General features: G+C 72.8%; 25 protein-coding genes. 17 read left to right on the top strand and 8 right to left on the bottom strand.

The window, feature by feature from the left end:
• Positions 1 to 58: 58 nt before the first annotated feature.
• On the bottom strand, positions 59 to 1,243 hold the full coding sequence (locus ACZ4Z1_RS36120; RefSeq protein ID WP_468490903.1) for a pyridoxal phosphate-dependent aminotransferase: 1,185 nt from the start codon (positions 1,241 to 1,243) through the stop codon (positions 59 to 61).
• A gap of 266 nt (positions 1,244 to 1,509) precedes the next feature.
• Here ACZ4Z1_RS36120 and ACZ4Z1_RS36125 point away from each other — a divergent pair, with 266 nt between their 5' ends.
• From ACZ4Z1_RS36125 to ACZ4Z1_RS36185, 13 genes are all read left to right on the top strand, one after another.
• Positions 1,510 to 1,785, top strand: coding sequence for a hypothetical protein (locus ACZ4Z1_RS36125; protein WP_468490904.1), 276 nt, complete (start codon positions 1,510 to 1,512; stop codon positions 1,783 to 1,785).
• A gap of 347 nt (positions 1,786 to 2,132) precedes the next feature.
• Entirely contained in the window at positions 2,133 to 2,651 is a 519-nt protein-coding gene (locus tag ACZ4Z1_RS36130; protein ID WP_468490905.1) for a DUF2617 family protein, read from the top strand.
• A gap of 194 nt (positions 2,652 to 2,845) precedes the next feature.
• Positions 2,846 to 4,636, top strand: a complete 1,791-nt coding sequence (locus ACZ4Z1_RS36135; protein WP_468490906.1) for a spermidine synthase — start codon at positions 2,846 to 2,848, stop codon at positions 4,634 to 4,636.
• 128 nt (positions 4,637 to 4,764) lie between these two features.
• A complete protein-coding gene (locus ACZ4Z1_RS36140) occupies positions 4,765 to 5,541 on the top strand; it encodes an SRPBCC domain-containing protein (RefSeq protein ID WP_468490907.1) in 777 nt (258 codons plus the stop codon).
• A 113-nt stretch (positions 5,542 to 5,654) separates the two neighbouring features.
• Positions 5,655 to 6,503 (top strand): aldose epimerase family protein, encoded by an 849-nt coding sequence (locus ACZ4Z1_RS36145; protein ID WP_468490908.1) that lies wholly within the window; start codon positions 5,655 to 5,657, stop codon positions 6,501 to 6,503.
• Positions 6,504 to 6,550: 47 nt separating this feature from the next.
• A complete protein-coding gene (pyrE, locus tag ACZ4Z1_RS36150) occupies positions 6,551 to 7,093 on the top strand; it encodes an orotate phosphoribosyltransferase (protein ID WP_468490909.1) in 543 nt (180 codons plus the stop codon).
• A 203-nt stretch (positions 7,094 to 7,296) separates the two neighbouring features.
• Positions 7,297 to 8,319 (top strand): class II fructose-bisphosphate aldolase, encoded by a 1,023-nt coding sequence (gene fbaA, locus ACZ4Z1_RS36155; protein WP_468490910.1) that lies wholly within the window; start codon positions 7,297 to 7,299, stop codon positions 8,317 to 8,319.
• A gap of 733 nt (positions 8,320 to 9,052) precedes the next feature.
• Positions 9,053 to 9,466: a DUF3151 domain-containing protein gene (locus tag ACZ4Z1_RS36160; RefSeq protein WP_003979917.1), complete on the top strand. Its 414-nt coding sequence runs from the start codon at positions 9,053 to 9,055 to the stop codon at positions 9,464 to 9,466.
• A 225-nt stretch (positions 9,467 to 9,691) separates the two neighbouring features.
• Entirely contained in the window at positions 9,692 to 10,552 is an 861-nt protein-coding gene (locus tag ACZ4Z1_RS36165) for a tryptophan 2,3-dioxygenase family protein (protein ID WP_468490911.1), read from the top strand.
• Positions 10,545 to 11,729: a kynureninase gene (gene kynU, locus ACZ4Z1_RS36170; protein ID WP_468490912.1), complete on the top strand. Its 1,185-nt coding sequence runs from the start codon at positions 10,545 to 10,547 to the stop codon at positions 11,727 to 11,729. The genes ACZ4Z1_RS36165 and kynU overlap by 8 nt, the downstream gene beginning before the upstream one ends.
• Positions 11,726 to 12,490, top strand: a complete 765-nt coding sequence (locus ACZ4Z1_RS36175) for an alpha/beta hydrolase family protein (RefSeq protein ID WP_468490913.1) — start codon at positions 11,726 to 11,728, stop codon at positions 12,488 to 12,490. Before kynU ends, ACZ4Z1_RS36175 begins: the two co-directional genes overlap by 4 nt.
• Positions 12,491 to 12,557: 67 nt before the next feature.
• Positions 12,558 to 13,916: a sensor histidine kinase gene (locus ACZ4Z1_RS36180; RefSeq protein WP_468490914.1), complete on the top strand. Its 1,359-nt coding sequence runs from the start codon at positions 12,558 to 12,560 to the stop codon at positions 13,914 to 13,916.
• Positions 13,913 to 14,569: a response regulator gene (locus ACZ4Z1_RS36185; protein WP_468490915.1), complete on the top strand. Its 657-nt coding sequence runs from the start codon at positions 13,913 to 13,915 to the stop codon at positions 14,567 to 14,569. The genes ACZ4Z1_RS36180 and ACZ4Z1_RS36185 overlap by 4 nt, the downstream gene beginning before the upstream one ends.
• Before the next feature lie 28 nt (positions 14,570 to 14,597).
• Here the strand turns inward: ACZ4Z1_RS36185 and ACZ4Z1_RS36190 are convergent, their stop codons facing one another.
• The 3 genes from ACZ4Z1_RS36190 to ACZ4Z1_RS36200 all read right to left on the bottom strand — a co-directional run bounded on the left by ACZ4Z1_RS36190 (position 14,598) and on the right by ACZ4Z1_RS36200 (position 18,101).
• Positions 14,598 to 15,287: a DUF6082 family protein gene (locus tag ACZ4Z1_RS36190; protein WP_468490916.1), complete on the bottom strand. Its 690-nt coding sequence runs from the start codon at positions 15,285 to 15,287 to the stop codon at positions 14,598 to 14,600.
• Between the two features lie 214 nt (positions 15,288 to 15,501).
• Entirely contained in the window at positions 15,502 to 17,142 is a 1,641-nt protein-coding gene (locus ACZ4Z1_RS36195) for an ABC transporter permease (RefSeq protein ID WP_468490917.1), read from the bottom strand.
• Entirely contained in the window at positions 17,139 to 18,101 is a 963-nt protein-coding gene (locus tag ACZ4Z1_RS36200) for an ABC transporter ATP-binding protein (RefSeq protein WP_468490918.1), read from the bottom strand. The genes ACZ4Z1_RS36195 and ACZ4Z1_RS36200 overlap by 4 nt, the downstream gene beginning before the upstream one ends.
• A gap of 103 nt (positions 18,102 to 18,204) precedes the next feature.
• Here ACZ4Z1_RS36200 and ACZ4Z1_RS36205 point away from each other — a divergent pair, with 103 nt between their 5' ends.
• Entirely contained in the window at positions 18,205 to 18,723 is a 519-nt protein-coding gene (locus tag ACZ4Z1_RS36205; protein WP_468490919.1) for a GbsR/MarR family transcriptional regulator, read from the top strand.
• A 42-nt stretch (positions 18,724 to 18,765) separates the two neighbouring features.
• Here the strand turns inward: ACZ4Z1_RS36205 and ACZ4Z1_RS36210 are convergent, their stop codons facing one another.
• On the bottom strand, positions 18,766 to 19,692 hold the full coding sequence (locus tag ACZ4Z1_RS36210; protein WP_468490920.1) for a diacylglycerol kinase catalytic domain-containing protein: 927 nt from the start codon (positions 19,690 to 19,692) through the stop codon (positions 18,766 to 18,768).
• A 235-nt stretch (positions 19,693 to 19,927) separates the two neighbouring features.
• Between ACZ4Z1_RS36210 and ACZ4Z1_RS36215 the strand changes: the two genes are divergently transcribed.
• Positions 19,928 to 21,214, top strand: a complete 1,287-nt coding sequence (locus ACZ4Z1_RS36215) for an adenylosuccinate synthase (RefSeq protein ID WP_468490921.1) — start codon at positions 19,928 to 19,930, stop codon at positions 21,212 to 21,214.
• A gap of 145 nt (positions 21,215 to 21,359) precedes the next feature.
• On the opposite strand, the gene ACZ4Z1_RS36220 is transcribed toward ACZ4Z1_RS36215, so the two are convergent.
• The 3 genes from ACZ4Z1_RS36220 to ACZ4Z1_RS36230 all read right to left on the bottom strand — a co-directional run bounded on the left by ACZ4Z1_RS36220 (position 21,360) and on the right by ACZ4Z1_RS36230 (position 24,594).
• Positions 21,360 to 23,183, bottom strand: a complete 1,824-nt coding sequence (locus ACZ4Z1_RS36220) for a serine/threonine-protein kinase (RefSeq protein ID WP_468490922.1) — start codon at positions 23,181 to 23,183, stop codon at positions 21,360 to 21,362.
• A 242-nt stretch (positions 23,184 to 23,425) separates the two neighbouring features.
• The gene (locus ACZ4Z1_RS36225; protein ID WP_468490923.1) at positions 23,426 to 23,929 is read right to left on the bottom strand and encodes a MarR family winged helix-turn-helix transcriptional regulator; all 504 of its coding nucleotides are present in this window, start codon (positions 23,927 to 23,929) and stop codon (positions 23,426 to 23,428) included.
• Positions 23,926 to 24,594 (bottom strand): DJ-1/PfpI family protein, encoded by a 669-nt coding sequence (locus ACZ4Z1_RS36230; protein WP_468490924.1) that lies wholly within the window; start codon positions 24,592 to 24,594, stop codon positions 23,926 to 23,928. The genes ACZ4Z1_RS36225 and ACZ4Z1_RS36230 overlap by 4 nt, the downstream gene beginning before the upstream one ends.
• 212 nt (positions 24,595 to 24,806) lie before the next feature.
• Here ACZ4Z1_RS36230 and ACZ4Z1_RS36235 point away from each other — a divergent pair, with 212 nt between their 5' ends.
• The gene (locus tag ACZ4Z1_RS36235; protein ID WP_468490925.1) at positions 24,807 to 25,481 is read left to right on the top strand and encodes a DUF4956 domain-containing protein; all 675 of its coding nucleotides are present in this window, start codon (positions 24,807 to 24,809) and stop codon (positions 25,479 to 25,481) included.
• Positions 25,478 to 26,281 carry a polyphosphate polymerase domain-containing protein gene (locus tag ACZ4Z1_RS36240; protein ID WP_468490926.1) on the top strand — a complete coding sequence of 268 codons (804 nt, stop codon included), beginning with the start codon at positions 25,478 to 25,480 and terminating at the stop codon, positions 26,279 to 26,281. Before ACZ4Z1_RS36235 ends, ACZ4Z1_RS36240 begins: the two co-directional genes overlap by 4 nt.
• Positions 26,282 to 26,373: the final 92 nt, after the last annotated feature.

The following is a 26,373-nucleotide window of genomic DNA, read 5'->3' on the forward strand; positions in this document are numbered from 1 at the left end:
TGGTCTCTCGCGCAAGCCCGGGCCCCTGTGACCCCTCAGTACATGTATCCGACGCCCGTCAGGGCGTAAGCCGCTTGAGGCGGGCTACTGCCTCATCCAAGAGTTCCCTCCGCTTGCAGAACGCGAACCGGACGTACGGGGCGCCCTGGTCCTGGTGGTCGTAGAAGACGGCGTTGGGGATGGCCACGACGCCGGCCCGTTCCGGGAGGGCGCGGCAGAAGGCGAAACCGTCCTCCTCGCCGAGGGGGCGGATGTCGGTGGTGACGAAGTACGTGCCGGACGGGCGGAAGACGCGGAACCCGGCGGCGGCGAGGCCGTCGGCCAGCAGGTCACGCTTGGCCCGCAGGTCGTCGCGCAGGCCGGTGTAGTAACTGTCGGGCAGGGCCAGTGCCTCGGCGACCGCGTACTGGAACGGCCCGGCGGATACGTACGTGAGGAACTGCTTGGCGGAGCGGACGGCGCCGACCAGCTCCGGGCTCGCGGTGACCCAGCCGACCTTCCAGCCGGTGAAGGAGAAGGTCTTGCCGGCCGAGCCGATGGTGACGGTGCGTTCGCGCATGCCGGGCAGGGACGCCAGCGGGATGTGCTCGCCTTCGTAGACGAGGTGCTCGTACACCTCGTCGGTGATGACGAGCAGGTCGCGTTCGACGGCGAGGCGGGCGATCTCGGTGAGTTCGGCGCGGTCGAGGACGGTGCCGGTGGGGTTGTGGGGGGTGTTGAGGAGGATGAGGCGGGTGCGGTCGGTGACGGCGTCCCGCAGTTCGTCGAGGTCCAGGGCGTACGTGCCGTCCTCCGCGGACGGGCGCAGCGTCACCGGGACGCGGGTGCCGCCCGCCATCGCGATGCACGCGGCGTACGAGTCGTAGTACGGCTCCAGCGCGATGACCTCGTCACCGGGCTCCAGGAGGGCGAGCAGCGAGGCGGCGATGGCCTCGGTGGCGCCGGCGGTGACCAGGACCTCGGTGTCGGGGTCGTACGCGACGCCGAGGTGGCCGTAGAAGCGGTGCTGGTGCGCGGCGACGGCGGCGCGCAGTTCGGGGACGCCGGGGCCCGGCGGGTACTGGTTGCCGCGTCCGTCGCGCAGTGCGCGGACCGCCGCCTCCCTGACCTCCTCCGGTCCGTCGGTGTCGGGGAAACCCTGTCCCAGGTTGATCGATCCGGTGCGTACGGCGAGTGCGGACATCTCGGCGAAGATCGTCGTACCGAACTCGGCGAGGCGGCGGTTGAGCAGCGGTCGTGACATGTCCGCCATCCTCCGCCGAACCTCTGGACTTCCTCAACTGTGCTTTGCGGCCCGGCCAGCCCGGGCAGGAGCCCCGCACCGATGACACGGCGCGGGACCGGACGGCCCGAAAGAGGTCGCCGGAACCGGAGTGGATCAGCGCGGACCGGAGAGGGATCGAAGGACACGGACGACACGTACGACAGCGCTCCGCCCGGGCCGCGGGACACGGCGCCGGGCGGAGCGGGTGCCTCGCTTCGGGGGACGGAAAGGAGTGTGGGGCGACGATGGGTTTTGTGGTCTTCCTCGTGATCTGTGTGGTGGTCGCGGCCTTGGTGGCCACGGCGGCGCAGAGCCGCGACGGCGGCGGCCGCCGCAGCCTCGGCAAGCGCGGGCGGGACGGCACCGGCTGGTGGGTGGCCGGTGACCCGGGCGTGGGCGGCGGACACCACCACGGCCACTCCTCCTGCGGCGGAAGCTCCTCCTGCGGCGGGGGTGGTGGCGGGCACCATTCGTCGTCGTCCTGCGGTGGTGGTGGCGGCTGCGGTGGGGGCGGTTCCTGAGGCAGTCCGGGGGCCGGTTCCGGGAGGGGCCGGGGGTGGTCCCGGCAGCGTTGCTGCCCCGTAGACATGCATGGGGCCCATGCCGGTCCGCATATGCGCCCAGCAGGGTCAACGCCCGCTGAGAGGTGGGTTGTTGAACAACTGAACTGAGTGGCCCTCTGAGGGATGGAAACCCGGCGAAGATGGGTAAAAACGCTGTGGGCCCCGCTCGTTTCATGATTCCCTCTCCTTAGAGAATCCCAGTTCTCGGACCCCACGTGGGCACGAGCCGGCAGACAGTCGTAACCCTGATCCCGTCTCCGGGGCAGGCCGGCCCACCATCCACTGCGTGCTTGCGGAGCCGACCCATGCTCACGACCCTGAAAACGGCCTACACCGATACCCGCGCATCCGACCTGGCCTGGGCGCTCGGCAGGGAGCCGCTGCCGGCCCTGGCCGTGCTCGACCTGCAACTCGGCGACGCCCGCGTTCAGTTGAGGCTGCTCGGCGCCTCCCACCAGGTGCTCCTGGAGGAGGAGCGCGGCACCTGCTCCGAGACCGTCGCCTGCATACCCGGCAGCAGCACCCCGCTTCCGCTCGGCGTGGCGAAACGCATTGGCGACTGGGAGTATGAATTCGCGGCCCACGTCGAGACGCTCTCGCAGGGCTCGTTCGCCGGGCGCGCCCAGGAGCTGCTCGCCCTGGTCGCCGAGCACCCCCTCGGCCTTGCCGGAACATTCCCCGGTTCGCCGCACGCGTTCACCGCGATGCTGGCGCAGCGCGAGGACGGTCAGGTGCGCTGGCGTACCTGGCACGCCTATCCGCAGGAAGGGCGGCTGGTCGCGACGCGTACGCGGGTGGGCGTCCGGATGGCGGCGGCCATCTGACGGGCGACGGCGACCGCCCTGTCGGCGACGGGGACGGCGACTGCGCAGCCTTCGACCGCGATATCCGCGGGCGCTCCTACTGGCTCGCGGGGCCGGCCGCGTGCCCGTCGTGCTCCAAGTCGCCCGTGTGGGACGCGCACTACGCTCGTGTGGGTGACATAGGGCCATCCGGCCGTCACGTAGCGTTGCACGACATGATCGATCCGCCTGATCCAGTCCATCGCGGTTCCCCCGTGCCGCCCGAGGCGGAGCGTCCGGCACGGCTGCCCGTACCCGCCGGGCTCGGCCGGCTGTTCGTCCTGGCCACGGCCTTCGTCTGCGCCGCCTGCGGCCTCGTCTACGAACTCGAACTGGTCGCGCTCGCCTCCTACCTGACCGGCGACTCGGTCACCCAGGCCTCCGTCGTGCTGTCCGTCATGGTCTTCGCGATGGGCATCGGATCGCTGCTCGCCAAACGGCTGCGCTGCCGGGCGGCCGTCGGCTTCGGCGCGCTGGAGGCGGTCCTCGCGCTCGTCGGCGGCTTCTCCGCGATGGCGCTCTACGCCTGCTACGCCTGGTTCGGCCAGTCCCGCTCCGTCCTGGTCGCCTTCTCGCTGGCCATAGGCATGCTCATCGGCGCCGAGGTGCCGCTGCTGATGACGCTCATCCAGCGGGTCCGCCGCCAGGACGCGGGGGGCGCGGTGGCGGACCTGTTCGCGGCCGACTACGTGGGCGCCCTGGTCGGCGGCCTCGCCTTTCCCTTCCTGCTGCTGCCGGTGCTGGGTCAGGTCTCCGGCGCGCTGCTCACCGGCTCGGTCAACGCGGCGGCGGGCGGCGGCCTGGTGCTCTGGCTCTTCCGCGGCGACCTGTCCGTACGGGCCCGCTGGGCGCTGATCGCCGCCAACGTGCTGGTGCTGGCCCTGCTCGCCGCCGGGACGGCCTTGGTGTCCCCCTTCGAACGGGCCGCGCGGGACGCGGTGTACGGGTCGGCGGCGCGGGTCGCGGTGCGTACCGGCATCCAGGAAGTCGTGATCACGGGCGGTGCGGGCCCGGACGGCACGGGCAGCGCCGGGGCCACCGGGAATCACGTGGACAGGTCGGGCCGGGACGCGTCCCCACGCGAGCGGCCCGGGCCGGGAGACGGCAAGGGCGGCGCAGCGGCCGGGAGGACCGGCGGGCCGCTCGGGCTCTACCTGGACGGCCGGCTGCGTGCCGGCGCGGCCGACGACCGCCCGTACCACGAAGGGCTGGTGCACCCGGCCATGGCCGGCGGTCCGCACCGCCGGGTCCTGGTGCTCGGCGGCGGCGACGGCCTCGCCGCCCGCGAGGTGCTGCGCCACCCCGGCGTCACGTCCGTGACGGTCGCCGAACTCGACCCCGGCGTGGCACACCTGGCCCGCACGGACCCGGGGCTGTCTGCGCTCAACGGGCACGCACTGGACGACCCACGGGTCCGGGTGGTCGCGGGTGACGTGTTCGAGTGGCTGCGGCGGGGCGGCGCCGCGGACCGCAACGGCGGCCCGTACGACGTCGTCATCGCCGACCTCCCCGATCCGGTGAGCACAGCCAGTACCAAGCTCTACTCACAGGAGTTCTACGGCCTCACCGCCCGCGCGCTGGCCGTGGGCGGCCGGCTGGCGGTGCACGCCGGGGAGCCCGCCTCCCGGCCGCGTGCGTTCTGGACGGTCGACGCGACCGTACGGGCCGCCGGCCTGCGCACCGTCCCGTACCGCATCCCCGGGCGGACCGTGCCCCGGACCCCGCCCCGCACCGATGCGCCGGAACGCTCCTGCGGACCGGACCGCCCGGCCACCCACCGCACCGCCTGCGGCTGGGGCTTCCTGCTTGCAGCGCACCAGCCACCCCGCCTGACCCTCTCCCCGGACACCCCCGCCCTCCACTCCCTGACCCCCGCCGCCCTCCAGGCCGCCGCCCGCTCCCTCACCGGCACCCGCATCCCCGGCCTGCCGCCGTCGACGCTGATGCATCCGCGGTACCTGGACTGAGACCGGCCCGGGCGCTTCGTACCGAAGCCCGGGGCGGCGTTCTGCTTTCGCTCCCGCGTTCGCCCGCGGGAGAAAAATGGTGCCGGGCCGGGCACGTGGGCCGGGAGGGCTGGGTAGGCTCCCATGCCATGGAGCACGAGGTGTACGTTCCGTTTCCCGTCGAGACCGTGCGGCAGGCGCTGACCGAGCCGGAGCGCGTGGCGCGCTGCATCCCCGGATGCCAACTCGACGCCGACGCGGACCCCGGCACCCCCGGCGGGCGGCTGCGGCTGCGCATCGGGAGTTCCACCATCACCTACCGCGGCACGCTGACCGTCACCGGCCGCGGCGCCGACACGGTCCTGGTCGAGGCGAGCGGCATGGAGTCGCGGGGTGACGGCTCCGCCGAGCTGTCCCTGACCGTACGGCTCGCTGCCGCGCCCGACGACTCCGCCGCGACCGTCCTGCGGTGCGCCGGTACGGTCACCAGCACGGGCCGCCTCGCCGAGGCCGGCGACCAGACGGCCGAGTCCGCCGGACGCCGCGTCCTGGACCGCTTCGCCGCCAACCTCGCCGCCGACCTCACCGACAATTCGCCGGCCGCCGAGGACAGCGGCACACCGGCCGCGCCGCCCGCCGCCGCGACCGTCTTCGACTCCGAGGTCCCGCCGCCGTCGCTCGACCCGCTCGCCGACGCCGACGAGCAGGACGGCACCCCGCCCGCCGAGGCCGCGCACGCGCGGCGCACGATGATCGGCCGCAGCGCCGAGGAAGTCGACCACGCACCGCCGCGCGGCCGGTACGCCCCCGTCCCCGCCCCGCAGGCGGCGACCACCTCCGCCACCCTGCGCTGGGCGGCACCGGCCGCGGCCCTCGCGCTCGCCTCGGCGGTCGTCGTGGGGCGCGTACTGCGGCGCCGCCGCTGAGCCGACCGGTGCGGGGGCGTGGCCCGATGCGGGTACGTGGCCCGTCCGCGCCGCGCGCGACACCGCGCCTGCCACGCCGCCGTACCGCGCCGGCTCCCGGTTAGGGTCGGACCGTGAGTGACAACGACACGCGAAACGCCGCGCAGGGCCAGGTGCGGCTGACCGCCGGCGACGCCGAAGTGACCGTGGACCCCGCCAACGGCTGCCGGCTCGCAAGCCTGCGCATCGGCGGTACGGAACTGCTGCGGCAGGGCGCCAAGTACGGCTCCTTCCCGATGGTGCCGTGGTGCGGCCGGATCGAGGACGGGCGCTTCCGCAACGGCGGCGAGACGCACCGGATGCCGGTCAACTCCCCGCCGCACGCGATCCACGGCACCGGCCGCAACGTCGCCTGGACGACGGCGCGCACGGACGCCGCCGGCGCCGCGTTCACCTACGACCTCCTCGACCCGGCCGCCACCCCCTGGCCGTACCCGGGCCGCGTCACCCAGCTGGTCCAGCTGGCCGAGGACGGCAGCTCCCTCACCCTGACCATGGGCATCGAGGCGAGCGCCGACTCCTTCCCGGCCCAGGCCGGCTGGCACCCGTGGTTCCTGCGCAGCCTGGACGGGGACGGACCGGGCGGCGACGACGTACGGATCGACTTCGCCCCCGCCTGGCAGGAGGAGCGGGGCGACGACCACCTGCCCACCGGCCGGCGGATCGACCCGCAGCCCGGCCCCTGGGACGACTGCTTCGGCATGCCGGACGGTGTGGACGTCACCCTCACCTGGCCCGGCCGCCTGGAGCTGAAGGTCACCAGCGGCGCCGAGTGGGTCGTGGTCTACGACGAGCAGGAGGAGGCCGTCTGCGTGGAGCCGCAGTCCGGCCCGCCGAACGGCCTCAACACGATGCCGCGCCTGGTCACCCCCATCGACCCGCTGGAGATCTCGACCACCTGGAGCTGGCGCGCCCTGTCCTGAACCCCGGCGACCGGCCGGGGCCCGGGACACGATCTAAGCTCGTGCGCATGACTGACGACGTACGCGGCGATCTGCTGCAGCAGATCAAGGACAAGGCCGTGGTGCACGGCAAGGTGACGCTCTCCTCCGGCAAGGAGGCCGATTACTACATCGACCTGCGCCGGATCACCCTCGACGGTGCGGCCGCGCCCCTCGTCGGGCAGCTGATGCTGGACATCACCGCCGACCTGGACTACGACGCGGTCGGCGGGCTCACGCTCGGCGCCGACCCGGTCGCGGCCTCGATGCTGCACGCCGCCGCGGCGCGCGGCCGCCGGCTGGACGCGTTCGTCGTACGCAAGGCGCAGAAGACGCACGGAATGCAGCGGCGGATCGAAGGCCCGGACATCACGGGCCGCCGCGTCCTGGTGGTCGAGGACACCTCCACCACCGGCGGCTCGCCGCTGACCGCCGTCGAGGCGGCGCGCGAGGCGGGCGCCGAGGTGGTGGCGGTCGCCACGATCGTCGACCGCGGGGCGGAGTCGGCGATCGCCGACGCGGGGCTGCCGTACATCACCGGTTACCGGCTCGGGGACCTCGGCCTGGCCTGAGGCGCCGACGCCGTCCCGCGCTGACCAGCGGTTATCGCAAAGGGGTGGCCGGTTTCACGTGAAACCGGCCACCCCTTTGCGTGCGGGTGGCGTGTACGGGATGTGGAGCAAACCGCCGAGTCTGGGAAGATGAGCTACGGCGATGTCGTCGCCCCCTGGTCAGGGCCCAGAACGCACACCCGCACATCACAAGGAGCGGACAGATGCCCATCGCAACTCCCGAGGTCTACAACGAGATGCTGGACCGGGCGAAGGCAGGCAAGTTCGCCTACCCGGCCATCAACGTGACCTCGACGCAGACTCTGCACGCAGCGCTGCGTGGTTTCGCCGAGGCCGAGAGCGACGGCATCGTCCAGATTTCCACCGGTGGTGCGGAGTTCCTGGGCGGCCAGCACAACAAGGACATGGTGACCGGCGCCGTCGCGCTGGCGGAGTTCGCGCACATCGTCGCCGAGAAGTACGACATCAACGTCGCGCTGCACACCGACCACTGCCCCAAGGACAAGCTGGACGGCTACGTCCGTCCGCTGCTGGCCGTCTCCGAGCAGCGGGTGGCCAAGGGCCAGAACCCGCTGTTCCAGTCCCACATGTGGGACGGCTCCGCCGAGACCCTGGCCGACAACCTGTCCGTGGCCCAGGAACTGCTGGCCCAGGCCGCCGCCGCGAAGATCATCCTTGAGGTCGAGATCACCCCGACCGGTGGCGAGGAGGACGGCGTCACCCACGAGATCAACGACGAGCTGTACACCACCGTCGACGACGCGCTGCGCACCGCTGAGGCGCTGGGCCTGGGCGAGAAGGGCCGCTACCTGCTCGCCGCCTCGTTCGGCAACGTGCACGGCGTCTACAAGCCGGGCAACGTCGTGCTCCGTCCCGAGCTCCTCAAGGACCTCCAGGAGGGCGTCGGCTCGAAGTACGGCAAGTCCTCGCCGTTCGACTTCGTCTTCCACGGCGGCTCGGGCTCCACGGCGGAGGAGATCGCCACGGCGCTGGAGAACGGCGTCGTGAAGATGAACCTCGACACGGACACGCAGTACGCGTTCACGCGGCCGATCGCGGACCACATGTTCCGCAACTACGACGGCGTCCTGAAGGTCGACGGCGACGTCGGCAACAAGAAGACCTACGACCCGCGCAGCTGGGGCAAGCTCGCCGAGGCCGGCATGGCCAAGCGCATCACCGAGGCCTGCGCGAACCTCCGCTCCACCGGCACCAAGATCAAGTAACGCCCCTGGTGCCACGGCCCCGCGTTTGCCTTCGGCGGACCGGGGCCGTCGTGTGTGCCCCCGGTGGGGGTGCGCGTTCCTGTGTCCTCAAACGCCGGACGGGCTTGGTACGCGATCTGCCGGTGGGTGGGGGCTCGGGGCCACACAGGGGTCACTCTCCCCCAGCCTTCGGCCGGGGGGACCCCCACGGCACCGTTGAGCCCTTCTAATGCGATTCGGTAGCCGGGAACCCGGCTGCCTGCGGGGAGACCCCTGTATGGCCCCGAGCCCGCGCCGTATGCGGCTTTCCGAGCATCTGGGCTGGGGGCATGCACAAGCCGAGCCCCATCCGGCGGACGTGTTGGGGTAGCTGCGGCCCACCGGGCTCACGTGACAATGCCGAGCGCCGGGCAACGGGCTGCCTTCCCGCCCCACCGCCAGGGACCTCACCCCCAGGAGAGCGGGCACCAGGATCATCGACAGACTCCCCCCAGCTGTCCCGGACTCGCCAAACCGGCCTGAGGGGGTGTGTAGGGGGCCATCCCCGCAGGCAGCCGGGTTCCCGGCCACCGAATCCGCACTAGTGGGGCTCAACGGTGCCGAGGAGTTGGCCCCCTGCGCACCCCCGCCCCCGCACAAACAAATGCGATCCGCGCGACAGCGCAAAACCTCGCGCGAAGCGCAGAGGGCCGGCCCACCCGCCGCGCCAGCGGCCCGGTACACGCCCCCCACCCCCCTCCGGGAAGATGGAGCCATGGCCATTCACGAAAACCTGCTCGGGGGCCCGCCCCCGACCGAACTGCCCGACGACCCCGAGCCCCGCGAGCTCCTCGCCTCGGGGGCCGCGCCGACCGACGTCGCGGCGAAGTACCCGACCTCCTCGCTGGCCTGGGCGCAGCTGGCGGACGACGCGTTCCAGGCGGGGCGCACGGTGGAGTCGTACGCGTACGCGCGTACCGGCTACCACCGGGGGCTGGACGCACTGCGCCGGGCCGGCTGGAAGGGGCACGGTCCGGTGCCGTTCGAGCATGAGCCGAACCGGGGCTTCCTGCGTGCCCTGCACGCGCTTGCCCGTGCCGCGCAGGCGATCGGTGAGCAGGAGGAGTACGAGCGCTGCACGACGTTCCTGCGGGATTCGTCGCCGACCGCGGCGGACACCCTTTCGTAGGGCGTTGAGCTGCGTTTCCGGCTGAGGGCCGGGGAGGATCGCGGGCCGGTCGCGCGTGCGCGGCCGGCCCTTTGCGCGCCGTCGGCGGCCTCTTGCGCGCCTTCGGTGGAGCACGGATGATGCCAGTGGGCCGGAAGATTCCGTGCCCGAGGGGACCGGGGCTCCGTTTGCCGACGGGAAGGAGCGGACCGCTACCCGGAAGCCGGCAGCATCGAGGAGTTCCTCATGTCGCAGCAGTCCGCCCCGCAGGGTCGGCCGGAGGCCGCCGAGGTCCGGCGGCCCGATCTGAGCATCGGCAGTACGGGGACGACGCCGTACGAGGATTATGTCCATGCCGATGTGCTCACCCACCTTCAGCATCCGTTGTCCGATGATCCGGGCGAGATGGCGTTTCTGGTGACGACCCAGGTGATGGAGTTGTGGTTCACGGTCGTCGTGCACGAGTGGCATACCGCGGCGCAGGCGTTGCGCCGGGATGATCTGCCGGTGGCGATGGAGGCGCTGGAGCGTTCGACGCATCAGTTGGAGGCGCTGAATGCGGCGTGGAAGCCGTTGGCGCGGCTGACGCCGGCGCAGTTCAACGCGTTCCGGGGGGCGCTGGGGGAGGGTTCGGGGTTTCAGTCGGCGATGTACCGGCGGCTGGAGTTCCTGCTGGGCGAGAAGTCGGCGTCGATGCTCGTACCGCATCGTGGGGCGCCCCGGGAGCACGCGGAGCTGGAGAAGGCGCTGCAGGAGCCGAGTCTGTGGGACGAGGTGCTGCGGCTGCTGGCGCGCCGCGGGTACGGGATCCCCCGCGAGGTGCTGGAGCGCGACGTGACGGCGCGGTACGAGCCGGACGCGCGGGTCGAGGCGGTGTGGGCCGAGGTATACACGGGGCCGCGCGACAGCGAACTGGTGCGGCTCGGCGAGGCGTTGACGGACGTCGCGGAGCTGGTGTGGCGCTGGCGAAACGATCACCTGGTGGCGACGCGGCGGGCGATGGGAGCCAAAATGGGCACCGGCGGTTCGGCAGGCGTGGCGTGGTTGGAGAAGCGCGCCAGCAAGAACGTTTTTCCGGAGCTGTGGACGGCGCGCAGTCATGTCTGAACAGGACGAGCGCGCCGCGGTGCTGGACGCGAAGGACGAACTCGGGCCCGTCCGGGACAGGTTCGCCCTGGACGACTGCGTGTACCTGGACGGCAATTCGCTCGGCGCGCTGCCCGGCCACGTGCCCGGACGGATCGCGGACGTCATCACCCGGGAGTGGGGCGAGCTGCGCATCCGCTCCTGGGAGGAGTCGGGCTGGTGGAGCGCGCCGGAACGCGTCGGCGACCGGATCGCCCCGCTGCTGGGCGCCGCGCCGGGGCAGGTGGTGGTCGGCGACTCGACCAGCGTCAACGTGTTCAAGGCGGTGGTCGGCGCCGTACGCATGGCGGGCGAGGGCCGGGACGAGATCCTGGCCGACGAGGCGTCCTTCCCGACCGACGGGTACATCGCGGAGTCGGCGGCGCGGATGACGGGCTGCACGCTGCGGGCCCTGCCGGCCGACCGCATCCCCGCCGAGGCAGGCCCCCGCACCGCGCTCGCACTGGTCAACCACGTCGACTACCGCACCGGTCGGCTCAACGACCTGCCCGGCACCACCGCCGCGCTGCACGAGGCCGGGGCCCTGGCGGCCTGGGACCTGTGCCACAGCGCGGGCGCCCTGCCGGTCCGGCTGGACGCGCACGGCGTCGACTTCGCGGTGGGCTGCACGTACAAGTACCTGAACGGCGGCCCGGGTGCGCCCGCGTACCTGTATGTGCGTGAAGAGCTCCAGGCGCGGTTCGACTCGCCGCTGCCCGGCTGGAACTCGCACGCGGTGCCCTTCGGCATGGACGCCGCGTACGCCCCGGCCGACGGCATCACTCGCGGGCGCGTCGGCACGCCCGACATCCTGTCCATGCTCGCCCTGGAGGCGGCCCTGGACGTCTGGGACGGCGTGCGCGTCGAGGCCGTACGGGCCAAGAGTCTCGCGCTCGGTGACTTCTTCCTGGAGTGCGTGGACGCATACGTGCCGGAGGGGCGGGTGCGCTGTGTCACCCCGCGCGAGCACCCGCTGCGGGGCAGCCAGATCGCGCTGGCCTGCGCGGACGCGGGCAAGGTGATGACGGAGCTGATCCGGCGCGGGGTGGTCGGCGACTTCCGCCACCCCGACGTGCTGCGCTTCGGCCTCACCCCGCTCTACACGTCCTTCGCGGACGTGGCGCGGGCCGCGCGGGTACTGGGCGAGGTCGTGGGGTGAACGCTCCGGGCGCCGCGGGCGAGGAGGCGGCGCTGCTCGGCCTCGCCCCCGTGGCGCCCGACGCGACGGGGGCGTACGGGCCGCACCCGGACCAGGTGATCGACCTGTACGGGCCGCGGAACGAGGGGCCGGTGGTGCTGCTGCTGCACGGCGGCTTCTGGCGCGCCGCGTACGACCGTACGCATCTGTCGCCGCTCGCCGCGGAGCTGGCCCGGCACGGGCTGCCGGTCGCCCTCGCCGAGTACCGCCGGGTGGGCGCGGGCGGAGGCTGGCCGCGTACCTACGAGGACGTGGTGGCCGCGACCGCAGCGGTCGGGCGGCCCGTGGTGGCCGTGGGGCACTCCGCGGGCGGGCACCTCGCGCTGCTCCTCGCGGCGGCGCGTGCGGACCGTCGAGGACCGGACGCCCCGCTGCGGATCATCGCCGTGGCGCCCGTCGCCGACCTCGCGTACGCCCACGAGCTGGGGCTGAGCGACGGCGCGGTGGCGGAGTTCCTGGGGGACGGCCCCGGGTGGGCGGACCGGCTCGCCGCGGCGGACCCGGTGCGCCGGCTGCCGGGTACGGTGCCCGTGACGATCCTGCACGGCACCGCCGACCCCGACGTGCCCGTCGAACTGTCCCGCCGCTACGTACGGGCCGCCGAGACCGCCGGCGGCACCGCGCCGCTGCTCCGCGAACAGGCCGGCACCGGCCACTACGCGGCCGTCACTCCCGGCACCGCTGCCTTCCACGCCCTCCTCGCCACCCTGCGTAGTACTTGAGGAGGACGCCCGCAGATCCGCTCAGGAGGGGACGACCGGGGGCCGTCCGCTGCTTACCGTGGTGTGTGTGAACCAGACGACCCACTCGCAGCGCGACGACCTGCGCTCGGAAGCCCGACTCGTCCGTGGCGCGCTGAACCGGCTGCGCCAGGACCTGGTCGTGGACGCCTTCGCCTTCCGCCCGATGCTGCCCCTGGACGACGCGCGCGTCTCCGGCTGGTCGTGGGCGCCCCAGCGGCTGCGCCGCCATGTGCGCTGGGCCCCGCACTTCGTGCTCGCGGGCGTCGCGGCCGTCGTGTTCCTCGGGACGACGAGCGTGCTGGCCCGCTCCGGCCCGCTGTCCTTGCTCTTGACGGTGGTCCAGAGCTTCCTGCTCGCCGCGCCGATCGTGCTCACGCTCTTCCGGCCGGTCGGCGCGTTCTGGCTGTCGGGCGCGGCGCTGTTCTGCACGATGCTGGTGTACGCCGTCAACAGGTCCGATTCCGCCGGGTACGAGATCGGCTCCGCCCTCCACATCGCGGTGATGGCCCTGGTCGTGCTCCGCACCCGGCCCCGGCTGGCCGCCGAGATGTGGCTGACCACCATGGCCGCGGGCGGCCTCATGGTGGTGTTCCTGCCGCAGCGGATCACGGACGTGGTGGCGTACGCGGTGTTCACGGTGTTCGTGCTGGTCCCCGCCGCCGCGATCCGCGCCTGGCGCGAGGAGCGGCGGCAGGTCGTCGAGACCCGGACCGCCACCGCCGAGGAGCGCTCGCGGCGCACCCTCCTGGAGGAGCGCGCCCTGATCGCCCGCGAGCTGCACGACGTGGTCGCGCACCACATGTCCGTCATCGCCATCCAGGCCGAGGCCGCCCCGTACCGCGTCAAGGACACCCCGCCCGAGCTGGCCACCTCCTTCTCGACCATCCGGGAGAACGCGGTTGCCGCGCTGACCGAGCTGCGCCGCATCCTGGGCGTCGTACGGTCCGAGGACCCGGACGCCTTCGCCGACGCCGACCCCGAGGCACCGCAGCCGACCCTGGCCAGCCTCGACTCGCTGCTGGAGAGTGTGCGCAGCGCGGGACTGGTCGTCGAGGCCGTGGTCACCGGCTCGCCGCGGCCGCTGCCGCAGGGCGTCGAGCTGTCCGCGTACCGCATCGTCCAGGAGGCGTTGAGCAACACTCTGCGGCACGCGCCGGGCGCCGAGGCGCGGGTGGAGATCTCGTACGTGCTCGGCGGGCTCGGACTGCGTATCGTCAACGGCAAGGCGAGCCGCCTGGCCAAACCGTCACCGGGGGCCGGGCACGGCGTACTGGGAATGCGGGAACGGGTGCAGATGCTGGGCGGGGAGATGACCGCGGACCACACCGAGGACGGCGGGTTCGAGGTCGCGGCCTTCATCCCGGTGTCGGCGACGCCGGGTGCGGCGGAGGGGAAGACGGCGTGATCCGGGTACTGATCGTGGACGACCAGGAGATGGTCCGGGAGGGCTTCTCGGTGCTGCTGGGCGCGATGCCGGACATCGAGGTCGTCGGCGCCGCCGTGGACGGCCGGCAGGCGGTGGCCAAGGTCGCCGAGCTGCGGCCCGACGTGGTGCTGATGGACATCCGGATGCCGCAGATGAACGGGCTGGAGGCGACCCGTGAGATCGTCGCCGCCGACGCGGACGCCAAGGTGCTGGTGCTGACCACCTTCGACCTCGACGAGTACGTCTACCAGGCGCTGCGGGCCGGGGCGAGCGGCTTCCTGCTCAAGGACGCCTCGGCGGGCCAGCTCGCGGAGGGCGTACGGATCGTGGCGAACGGCGAGGCGTTGCTCGCGCCGGCCGTCACCAAGCGGCTGATCTCGGAGTTCTCCAAGCTCGACACGCCCAGGGCACCCACCCAGGAACGCGTCGGCGACCTCACCGAACGGGAGACCGAGGTCCTGGTGCTGGTGGCCCAGGGCCTGTCCAACGGTGAGATCGCCGAGCATCTGGTCGTGGCCGAGTCGACGGTGAAGACGCACGTCAGCCGGATCCTGGTGAAACTGGGCCTGCGCGACCGCACCCAGGCGGCGGTCTTCGCGTACGAGGCCCGGCTGGTCACGCCGGGCGGGTGAGCGTGAGGGCTGCCGACCAGGCAGGTCGTCACGCAGGTTCTGACGACGGTGAAGCGGCCGTGCCCCGGCCGTGTGCCGCACCTGGGACCGGGCGCGCTCTCCGGCTGTCCGCCTGCGCAATGGCCTCGTCGACGAGCGAGGCGAAGCGACGCTCGTGCGAGTCGGCCGCTATCTCGCCCCGCATGGCACGGGCGGCCTCCCAGTAGCCGCGGAACGCCGGGGTGTCGGTGATGTAACGGAGGTGGCCGATCACTTCGCGGTCGTCGGCCACTCCGAGCTTGTGCACCAGCATGGTGTGGCTGTAGATCAGATTCGCGTAGAGGTACTGACGGTTCTCCTTCGCGGACAGGCCGGGCGCATACTCCGGCCATACGTCGGCCAGCTCGGGATCGGTGATGCTCATCTTGAGCAATTCCATGTGCAGCCGGCGCAGGTCGGCTTCGGCGCTGCGGTTCAGCGCGGTGGCCGAATGCCGGAACTCGGCTCGTTGCAGCTCCAGTTCGGCCTGGTGCAGGCGCTGGGTCCGCGCCACGTAGAAGAGCACGAGTACGGCACTGAAGGAGGCCGCGGCGCCGAAAGCCTGGCCCGCGTTGCCGCTTCCCGCGGTGCGCAGCACCGGCACCAGCGTCATGATCAGGCTCAGCAGTACACAGAGGGCGCCTGCCGCGAGCACGAAACCGAGATCGCGGAGTACGTCGAGCGCCGTGCGTCGGTTCACGAGGCACCTCCGCCCGCAGATGGGCGCGAATCGGCGGAGCGTCGGTCGGCTGTCCGCACCGCCATCACCGCTCGCGGGGGTTGTGCCCGGTTCGTGCTGCGCACAACCCCGCCGTCCGACGCAGCGGCGGCGTACGGGAAAGTGCGGCGCCGGAGTCCGCTACGGCTCCGGCGCCGCACGTACGGGGGCGGCCGTGGGGTGACGGCGCGGGCTCTCAGCCGATGTCGCGGCGCCGCAGTCCTGCCAGGCCCGTGGTCACCAGGAGCGCGGTGAGGCCGAGCAGCCACAGGAACGGGGGCGCGGTGGCCTCGGCGCCCGGGAGCTTCGGGAGGTGCGTGAAGGGGGACAGGTTCATCACCCACTGGGGGAGCCGGACGGCCGGGCCCACCCAGCCGATGCCGAGGCAGCCGCCGACCACGGCCCAGGTGGCGGCCGACGCCTTGGGCAGGGCGCCGACGAGCAGGACCGCGAGGCCGGTGAGGGCCCAGACCGCCGGGACCTGGGCCAGTGCCGCGCCGGCCGCGGGGCCGAGCTGTCCGCCGACGTCGCCGGCCGTCAGGCCGTACGTGAAGCCGAGGCCCAGGCCGCCCAGGAGGAGGATGAGGGCCGCGCCGGCGAAGGCGACGGCCAGGTGCCCGGTGGCCCAGCGCAGCCGTCCGACGGCGCCCGCCAGCACCGGTTCGGCGCGGTCACCGGCCTCCTCGCTCCGCAGCCGCAGGGCCGCGCCCGCGGCGTAGAGGGCCGCGACCATGCCGAGCATTCCGGTCAGCGCGGACACGAACGCGTCGGTCAGGCCCTGTTGCCCGCCCATCCGCTGGAAGATCTCGCGGGTCTGTTCGTTGCCGCCGACCAGGTCGGACGCGCCGTCGATGATGCCGCCGAAGACGGCGCCGGCGACGAGGAAGCCGGCCGACCAGCCGAGCAGGGTGGTCCGCTGCAGGCGCCAGGCCAGGCCGAAGGGGCCGCTCAAAGAGGCGGGTGCGCGGGCCGGTCCCGGGCGGGCGGGCAGGAAGCTCATGCCCAGGTCGCGGCGTGCGGTGAGGGAGTACGCGGCGCCGACCGTGATGGCCGTGCCGGCGAGGAAGAGCAGCAGTACCCACCAGCGCTCGCCGGCGAACGCGCGCAGGTTTTCGGCCCAGCCGACGGGTGAGGCCCAGGTGAGCGGCGAGGAGGCGTCCTCGGTCGCGGCGTCGCCCGCGGCCCGCAGGACGAAGGCCGCGCCCAGTACGGCACCGGCCAGGCCCTTGGCGGCCCGCGCGCTCTCGGTGAGCTGCGCGGTGATCGCCGCCAGCCCGGCGAAGACCAGGCCGGTGCCGCCGACGGCGAGGCCGAGGGCGAGCGCACCGGCGGCCGGCTGTCCGGCCTGGGCGAGCCCGGCGGTGATGAGCAGGGCCAGCGCTGCGTCGGCGACGAGCGCGGCGAGCAGGGCCGCGGCGAGCGGGGCGCGCCGGCCGACCATGGCGGCGGAGAGGAGTTCCTGGCGGCCGGTCTCTTCCTCCTCGCGGGTGTGGCGTACGACGATGAGCAGGCTCATCACGCCGGCCAGCAGCGCGGCGAAGCCGCCGATGCGCCAGGCGGTCAGGCCGCCGAGGGAGTCGCTGAACACCGGCCCGTAGACGGCGCGCAGCGAGCCGTTGGCGGTCATCGAACCCGCCACTTCTGCGCGCTTGGCGGGTGTGTCGTAGAGCTTTTCCAGAGCGCTGCTCGTGCTGACGACGGTCAGTCCCAGCAGCACCACCCAGGCCGGGATCATCAGCCGGTCGCGGCGCAGTGCCAGGCGCAGCAGGGTGCCGGTGCCGGCCAGGTCTTGGGAGCTGCCGGTACGGGCGGCGGCGGGGAGTGTCACGGCAGTCATCGCACGGTCGCCTTTCCGGAAGCCGAAGCCGAAGCGGAAGCCGAGGTGGCGGATGCCGTGTCCCGGGCGGCACGGGTGTCGTCCTGGTAGTGGCGCAGGAACAGCTCTTCCAGTGTGGGCGGTGTGCTGGTCAGGCTGCGCACGCCGGACTGGCTGAGCGAGCGCAGCACCGCGTCCAGCTTGTCGGTGTCCACCTGGAGACGGACCCGGTGGCCCTGGATGTCGAGGTCGTGCACGCCGGGGAGGCCGGAGAGGCCGTTCGGCGCGCCGGCCAGTTCGGCGGTCACGCTCGTACGGGTCAGGTGCCGCAGGTCGGCGAGTGAGCCGGACTCGACCGTACGGCCCTTGCGGATGATGCTGACGCGGTCGCACAGCGCCTCGACCTCGGACAGCACGTGGCTGGAGAGCAGCACCGTACGGCCGCGGTCGCGCTCCTCCTCGACGCAGTCCTGGAAGACCTCCTCCATCAGCGGGTCCAGCCCGGAGGTCGGCTCGTCCAGGATGAGCAGGTCCACGTCGGAGGCGAATGCGGCGACCAGGGCGACCTTCTGGCGGTTGCCCTTGGAGTACGTACGGCCCTTCTTGGTGGGGTCCAGTTCGAAGCGTTCCAGGAGGCTGTCCCGGCGGGCCGTGTCGAGGCCGCCGCGCAGCCGCCCGTACAGGTCGATGACCTCGCCGCCGGAGAGGTTGCGCCACAGGGTGACGTCCCCGGGGACGTACGCGATGCGGCGGTGCAGGGCGACCGCGTCGTGCCACGGGTCCTTGCCCAGCAGCTGCGCGCCACCCCCGTCGGCGCGCAGCAGTCCGAGCAGGACGCGGATGGTGGTGGACTTGCCCGCCCCGTTGGGGCCGAGGAACCCGTGCACCTCACCGGCTTCGACGGCGAGGTCGAGGCCGTCCAACGCGCGGGTCCGGCCGAAGGCCTTGCGGAGGCCGGACACCGAGATTGCCTTCGTCATGTTTCTGAACGTACGCTTCCTTCACAAACTTGTGAAGTTAAGGAAGCGTATAAAGTCGGTGGGGGCGGAGCGTCGGGCCGGGGGCCGGGGAGAGGATCAGAGGGTGAACCAGCAGGCAGAGCAGCACCAGAGCGGGACCACAGGACGGGACGAGGAGGCGGTCTCCCGGTTCGTGGAGCGCTTCGCGGCGGAGCTGACCGAGGCGGGCATGCAGCGGATGGCCGCCCGGGTCTTCGCGGCGCTGCTCGCCTCCGACGCCGGCGCCCTCACCTCCGCCGAACTCTCCGAACGGCTCCAGGTCAGCCCCGCCGCGGTCTCCGGCGCGGTCCGCTACCTGGTGCAGGTCAACATGGTGATCCGGGAACGCGAGCCGGGCACCCGCCGGGACCGCTACCGGCTCTTCAACGAACTCTGGTACGAGACGCTGGGCAGCCGCGACCACATGCTCACGCGCTGGGAAGGCGTCCTCCGGGAGGGCGCGAAGTCGCTGGGCGCCGACACCCCGGCCGGTGCCAGGGTCGCCGAGACCGTGGCCTTCTTCGAGTTCATGCAGGGCGAGCTGAGCAGGATGCTGGAGCGCTGGCGCGAGCACCGGGACAAGGAGCTGCGGGGCGAGGGCTGAGCGCCCGCGTCCGAGGGGCCTCCTCCCGGCCCCGCTGCCGTGTCAGCCGTGCGGCAGCGTCAGCCGCCACGCGTCCGGGTGCACCGTCCACGTACGGGTCCTGACCGGGCCGCCGACGGCCACGTCCGCCCGGTAGCGGAAGTCCGCGCCCGACACCGTCACCGCCCGCGCCCGTGCCCGTACCGGCGGCCCGGCCTCCTGCCAGTGCACGACGACCTCGGCCAGCCCGGTGCCGTCACCGTCGCCGGGCGTCACCGAGACCCACCGCACCGGCCGGTCCAGGTCGGCCAGCACCACGCCGTCCGCCTCGACCCGCAGCCGGTGGCCCGCAGGGCGGGAGCGCCGGCTGCCGGGCGGGGCCGGGGTGCCGGTAGTGGCCGTGAGCCGCGACAGGGCCGTACGGGCCCCACGGGCGAGCAGGGCCCACCAGGGCGCGCGGGAACCCGGCCGGGAGCCCGCTTCCGCGCCGGCGCGCGGGCCCGGCAGGCGCCGCCCCCGCCGCACCTCAGGGCCCTGCCACCGGTGCCGCCGGCCCGGCCCGGCCCGCGACTCCGGCTCGGTGGCGGACGGGATGTCCAGGCCGCCCAGCACGATGCCGTCGCTGTCGTCCGTGAGCAGGTGCAGGCTGTGGTCCGTACCGTCCAGGACCGCGCGGGCGGCGGCGACGGTGTCCGTCGGCACGCCCAGCGCGCGGGTCAGCTCCACCGTGCCCGGCGCGCCCACCGGCACCACCGCGAGTGCCACGCCCGTCAGATCGCGCTCCTTGTGCAGCAGCGCCACGGCGCGCAGCAGGGCGTGGTCGTCGCCGATCACCACGGGGCGGCGATGGCCGCGGCGGGCGAGCGCCCGCGCGTACTCCTCGGGGCCGTCCGGGAGGCAGATTTTCGCGGCCGCGCCCGCGCACAGGACGTCCTTGGCGATCCGTACGGATTCCCCGTCCGTACTGCGGGCGGCCGGGTCGATGACCACGAGCAGGGGGTGCCCCCGGACCCCGTCCGGGAGAGAGTGCCCAGAAGGCTGCGCCGACACCTCGGTCCTTCCTCAGGTAGCATCTCGGTGCAAGAGCCCCTTGCGCTATTGCGCCAGGGGCTTCGTCTATTCCGGGGCACCGGTTCGACGGCTTCAGCGTTGCCGCACGCACGCATCCGCACGCGTAAGGCTTCGCGCACGTTGGACATGCCCCGCCCGGAAGGGGTGTACGCCTGTGCCCGCACTTGTGCTGCTCGGTGCTCAGTGGGGTGATGAGGGCAAGGGAAAGGCCACCGATCTGCTCGGTGGGTCCGTCGACTATGTGGTGCGTTACCAGGGCGGCAACAACGCCGGTCACACGGTTGTCGTAGGCGACCAGAAATACGCGCTGCACCTTCTCCCTTCCGGAATCCTCTCGCCGGGGTGCACCCCGGTCATCGGCAACGGTGTCGTCGTCGACCCCGCGGTCCTGCTCTCCGAGCTGAGCGGACTCAACGAGCGTGGCGTCGACACGTCCAAGCTGCTGATCAGCGGAAACGCGCACCTGATCACGCCGTACAACATCACGGTCGACAAGGTCACGGAACGTTTCCTCGGCAAGCGGAAGATCGGCACGACCGGCCGCGGCATCGGCCCGACCTACGCCGACAAGATCAACCGCACCGGCATCCGCGTGCAGGACCTCTTCGACGAGTCGATCCTGCACCAGAAGGTCGAGGCGGCCCTCGACTTCAAGAACCAGGTGCTGGCCAAGCTCTACAACCACCGCGCGGTGGTCGCCGAGCAGGTCGTCGAGGAGATGCTCAGCTACGCGGACCAGATAAAGGGTTATGTCGCCGACACCACCCTCCTGCTGAACAACGCGATCGACGACGGCAAGGTCGTGCTCTTCGAGGGCGGCCAGGGCACGCTGCTCGACGTGGACCACGGGACCTACCCGTTCGTGACCTCCTCCAACCCGACTGCGGGTGGAGCCTGCACCGGTGCGGGGGTCGGCCCCACGAAGATCAACCGGGTCATCGGCATCCTCAAGGCCTACACCACCCGCGTCGGCGCCGGTCCGTTCCCGACCGAGCTGTTCGACGCGGACGGCGAGGCGCTGCGCACCATCGGCGGCGAGCGCGGTGTGACCACCGGCCGCGACCGGCGCTGCGGCTGGTTCGACGCGGTCATCGCCCGTTACGCGACCCGCGTCAACGGCCTGACCGACTTCTTCCTGACCAAGCTGGACGTGCTCACCGGCTGGGAGCAGATCCCGGTCTGCGTCGCCTACGAGATCGACGGCAAGCGCGTCGAGGAGCTGCCCTACTCGCAGACCGACTTCCACCACGCGAAGCCGGTCTACGAGACCCTGCCGGGCTGGTCCGAGGACATCACCAAGGCCAAGACCTTCGCCGAGCTGCCGAAGAACGCGCAGGCGTACGTCAAGGCGCTGGAGGAGATGTCCGGCGCGCCGATCTCCGCGATCGGCGTCGGCCCGGGCCGGGACGAGACGATCCAGATCAACTCGTTCCTGGACTGACGGGTCCGATGCCGCCCGAGTGGCGGTGACCGCAGGTGAGCCGTGTCCCCGCTCCGCCCAGGAGCGGGGACACGGCTTTCGCGTGTCGCGGGCCCTCCCCGAGGGGCGGCCCGCCCGGCGGACCGCTGCCCGCGCGGGCCGGGCATCAGCCCTTCTTCGTGTACGTGAACGTCGGCTTGCCGTCGTCGAAGGCCCGGCGGAGCTTGCCGTCGGGCTGGATGCGCAGGGTGCTGGGGGCGCCCGGGCTGCAGCTGGTCGCCGGGCCCGCCACGACGGTGGTGGGGCCGAGGCGCAGCGGCGGTCCGCCGTTCATGAGGATGGCCTTGAACTCGCAGCGGAACGTGGGGCCGCGCACCTCCATGGCCAGGACGGTGTCGCCGACCGCGCCCTGGGTGATGGTGAAGCGGTAGGTGTCGCTGCCGCCCTTGCCGCGCTTGGTCTCCCAGTCGCCGAGGAACTTCTGCGGGATGACCCCGGGCTCCTTGCCGGCCGCCTTGCCGACCTTGCCGTCCGCCGCGGTCACGGTGCCGCCGTCGGCCTTCGCGGGGCTCTCCTCGTCCTCGGGGCTGAACAGGACGTACGCGATGCCGATGCCGGCGGTGGCGAGGCCGATGCCGACCGCGGCGGCCAGGCCGACGGTGCGGTTGCGGAGACGGCCGGCGGCGCCGGTGGTACGGCCGCGGCCGGTGTGTCCGGATCGGCCGCCGCTGTGGCTGCTGTGGCTGGAGCTGCCGCCGTGGCCGACGCGGCCGGTGGGGCTCTTGCGGCGGCGCCCGTGGGTGGTGGTGGCGGAGTGCGATGCAGGCGTGGCGTCCGAGGCGGACGGCGAGGAGACAGGGGGCGCCGGGGTGCCGGCCGCCGCGTACGGCGGCGGGGTCGCGGACCCGGGGGCCGGGGGCGGCATCGGAACCGACGCGGGCGGCGGAGTGGGCGTGGGAGTCTGCTCCCGGATCGCCTCGGAGTGGCCCCAGGGGCGGTCGGAGTGGGGGCCGGTGGGCTCCCAGGGCCGGTCGCCGGGCTCGTCCCCGGCGCCGTTCGGATTCTCCGCGTCGAGCAGCTGGACGGCGTGCCGCCCCAGCTCGGCGATGAGCGCGCCTGGCAGCCAGGGCTCGTGGCCGTCGTCGTCGGACCTGGTGTACGCGATGAGCTGCTCCGGCGTCGGGCGCTGCGCCGGGTCCTTGGCGAGGCAGGCGGCGACCAGGCTGTGCAGCCCGTACGGCAGCCCGGTCAGATCCGGGTCCTCCTGGGCGATGCGGTACATCAGCGCGTGCACACCGCTGTCGGACGTACCGAAGGGCAGCCGCCCGGTGGCCGCGAACATCAGCACCGAGCCGAGGCAGAACACGTCGCTGGCGGGTGTGACGGGTCTGCCGCGCACCTGCTCGGGCGACATGAAGCCGGGCGAGCCGACCGCCTGGTTGGTGCGGGTCAGACCGCCGCCGACGGTCACCGCCTCCAGCGCCCGCGCGATGCCGAAGTCGATGACCTTCGGGCCGTCGATGGTCAGCAGGATGTTGGACGGCTTGAGGTCGCGGTGGACGATGCCGGCGGCGTGGATGCTGCGCAGCGCGCCCGCCAGCCCGCCGGCGAGGATGCGTACGGAGCGCTCGGGCAGCGGCGTACGGCCCTCGGTGATCACCTGCCGGAGCGAGGGGCCCGCGATGTAGCCGGTGGCAACCCACGGCGTGGCGGCCTCGGTGTCGGCGTCCAGAACGGGAGCGGTCCACTCGCCGCCGACCCGCCGTGCGGCCTGCACCTCCTGGCGGAAGCGGGCCCGGAAGTCGTCCTGGCCCGACAGTTCGGTCTTGACCAGCTTGACGGCGACCGTGCGGCCGCGGTCGGAACGGGCGAGGTAGACCCGGCCCATACCGCCCTCGCCCAGCCGCCCCAGCAGCCGGTACGCCCCGATCCGCGGCGGGTCCTGGGGGCCGAGCTGCCCGAGGCGGCCGCGCTCTGCGCGCTCATTCACGTTCCGCTTGCCCTTTCACCTTGTTCGCCCTGTGCTCCCGGACGTGCCCTGCGGGGACGGTGCCGCAGACGCGAACGTTCTGGACGACGCCGCCGGTTTCGTTTCGGTTCCCCGGTGTCCGTACGGGCCGTGGTCGGGCCGAGTGGTGCGCGGCGAGTGGCGGTGCGGCCGGGCCGGCCGGGCCGGGCGCGGGCGTCGGAACGGTCGTCAGGACGCGGGCGTGAGCCCACACTTCGGTGGACTCAGTAGCCGAGGTTATCGAGCGCGCGCGACAGCGTCTCCACCGCCTCCGTGACCGAGCGGAAGTCCGGTGTGCCGCCGAGCTGTTCGGCCAGTTCGGCGGCGAACGCGCCATGATCCGGGGTGATTCTGCGCAAAGCGGTCAGACCGTCGTCCGTGAGCGCGAGCAGCTTGGCGCGCCGGTGAGCGGGGTTGGGCCGGTACTCGGCCAGCCCCTCCGCCACCACCAGGTCCGCGACCCGCTGCACGCTCTGCCGGGTGATGCCCATCGCCCGCGCGATCCCGGCCACGGGCAGCGGACCGCCCGCCACGGCGCCGAGCACCTGCCAGCGGGCGGTGGTCAGCCCGGCCGGGCGCGCCAGCCTCTCGGACACGGCGAGGAACTGGCCGTTGAGGCGGAAGACGCCGAGGGCGGTACGGCTGAGGAGTTCGGGGGCGGTGGAGGCGGGGCCGGTTTCCGGGCCCGTCGGGGGTGCGGTGCCGGCCTCCGGTGCGCGCTCGCTCACGCCGCTCCCTCCGCCGCCCGGTCCGCGGCCGCCAGCACCGGGAAGGCGCTCGCGTCCGAGTGCCGGAAGAGCCGGAACCACGCGTCGAGCACGTGCGGCTCCATCACCTCCAGCTCGGCGAGGATTTCCCGGGCGAAGGCGACCGGTTCGGTCGGCCCGGCCGTGATCAGCCCGCGGTCGCGTACCGCGTCCGCCTCCCGGTAGCGCCCGCCGCCCTCGTACCCGGCCTGCGCGGCGAGATGTCCGGCCGCGCCGCTGGTGTGCGTACGGTCGTCGAGCAGTCCCTCGCGGGCCAGTCCGGCGGTCGCGCCGCAGATGGCGGCGACCGGGACGCCCGCCTCCAGGAACGTACGGGCCGTACGGGCGAACGGGGCGAGGGTGTCGCCGATGTCCCACAGGCCGGCGCCGGGGAGGATCAGCAGCGCGCTGTCCTGGGGTGCGAGGGCGTCGAGTGTGAGGTCGGGCGTGATCCGCAGCCCGCCCATGGTGGTCACCGGGCGGCCGTCCCCGAGGCCGACGGTCACGACGTCGAAGCCGGTGCGGCCGGCGCGGAAGGCGTTGCCCTCGCGGAGGTGGGCGGTGGCGAAGCCGGGCTCCCAGTCGGCGAGCGTGTCGTAGACGGCGAGGTGGACGGTGGTGCGGGGCCGGGCGGTCGTACGGGCCATGGTGGCTCCCCCTGGTGAGCGGGCCGCGCCGCACGGTGCCGCACGGACCTCGTGACAGCACCCTGTCGCTATGACAGCAAGCTGTCAATAGGGGTGCGGAGCGTCGGCCGTCCGGGTGGGCCGCGTGCGTTAACCCGTGGAGAGGGGTGGACTTAACCCGTCCGTTCCTAGCGTCTGACGCGTACCGATCAGCGACCGACAGGAGACACGCCATGGAGACGATGGGGCAGCTTGCCGCCCACCTCGTGCTCGACCTCGCCGCGGTGAGCGTGCTGACGTTCGCCATCTACTACCCGCGCCACCGGCGCCGTGACCTGGTGCCCGCCTACCTCGCGCTGAACGTCGCGCTGTTCGCGGTCGTCTCCGCGCTGGCCCAGGTCGGCGAGGGCGGCACGGCGCTCGGATTCGGCCTGTTCGGCGTGTTGTCGATCATCCGGCTGCGGTCCGACTCGATCCAGCACGAGGAGGTCGCGTACTACTTCACGACCCTGGTCCTCGGCCTGCTGTGCGGCCTGCCGCACCTCGGTTTCGCCGTCGCGGCGTCACTCGCCGGGCTGCTGCTCCTGGTCATGTACGGCGCCGACCACCCGCGGCTGATGGCCCGCACCTGCCGCACCGTCGTCACCCTCGACGCCGTCCACACCGGCCAGCAGGCGCTCCGCGACGACCTGGCACGCCGCCTCGGCGGCGAGCCCTGCAACTGGACGGTCAAGGAGATCGACTTTGTCCGGGACCTGATGGTCGTGGACGTCCGCTTCCGTCTGCCGGAACCTTTCGGCAGGCCCGCTCGTACGACCTCACAGCACGCCGACCGCAACCGGCCCCGCACGATCACCCGTTCCCCCGCGCACCCGCAGCCCCGTCCCCTTTCCGAGGAGACCGTGTGATTCCCGCCGTACGGGCGATCGCCCGCGCCGCCATGGCGGCGCGCCCGATAACCCTCTCCGAGCTCCAGGCCCGCGCGGAGCTGATGGCCCGCATCGACCACAGCTACCTCGTACCGGTCGAGGTCTTCGCGGACTTCGCGGCCCGGCTGACCGACCCGCGGCGGCCGGGCGGCCCCTTCCAGGCGCTGTGCATCAACGGCCGCCGCTGGTTCGGCTACCACTCGGTCTACTACGACACCCCCGACCTGCAGACCTTCCACGACCACCGGAAGGGCCGCCGGTACCGCTACAAGATCCGCGAGCGGCTGTACGAGGATTCCGGGGAGCGCCAGTTCGAGATCAAGCTCAAGGGGCGGCGCGGCGAGACGCTCAAGCGGCGGCAGCCGCTGCTGCCCGGAGAGGCGACGCTCGGGCGCGGACCGCGCGCCTTCCTGGCATCCGTCCTGCACGGCACGTACGGCATCACCGCCCCCGAGGAACTGGTGCCGTCGCTGGTGACCGACTACCGGCGCGCCACGTTCGTCGCCGACGAGCAGCGCATCACCTGCGACGCGGACCTGGTCTGCCGGGACGCGGGCACCGGCCGCAGCGTACGCGCCGACGGCGGCCTGGTCCTGGTCGAGACCAAGACCCCGGTCACCGGCCACCTGACGGAGGCGGACCGGCTGCTGCACACGTACGGGCTGCGCGCCGCGGAGTTCACCAAGTACTGCGGGGCGATGGCGGCGCTGCGGCCCGGACTGACGGCCAATCAGTGGCGGCGGGCGGTGCGGGCGGCGTTTCCGCGGGCGGCGGCTTAGGAGCTGTCTTCAAATGTCACGCCCACATCAGGAGCGATGCGAGGGTGACGGCTGCTTGGTAGGACTCGGCGGTCTTGTCGTAGCGGGTGGCG

The sequence above is a fragment of the Streptomyces sp. NPDC030165 genome (genome assembly GCF_055573595.1).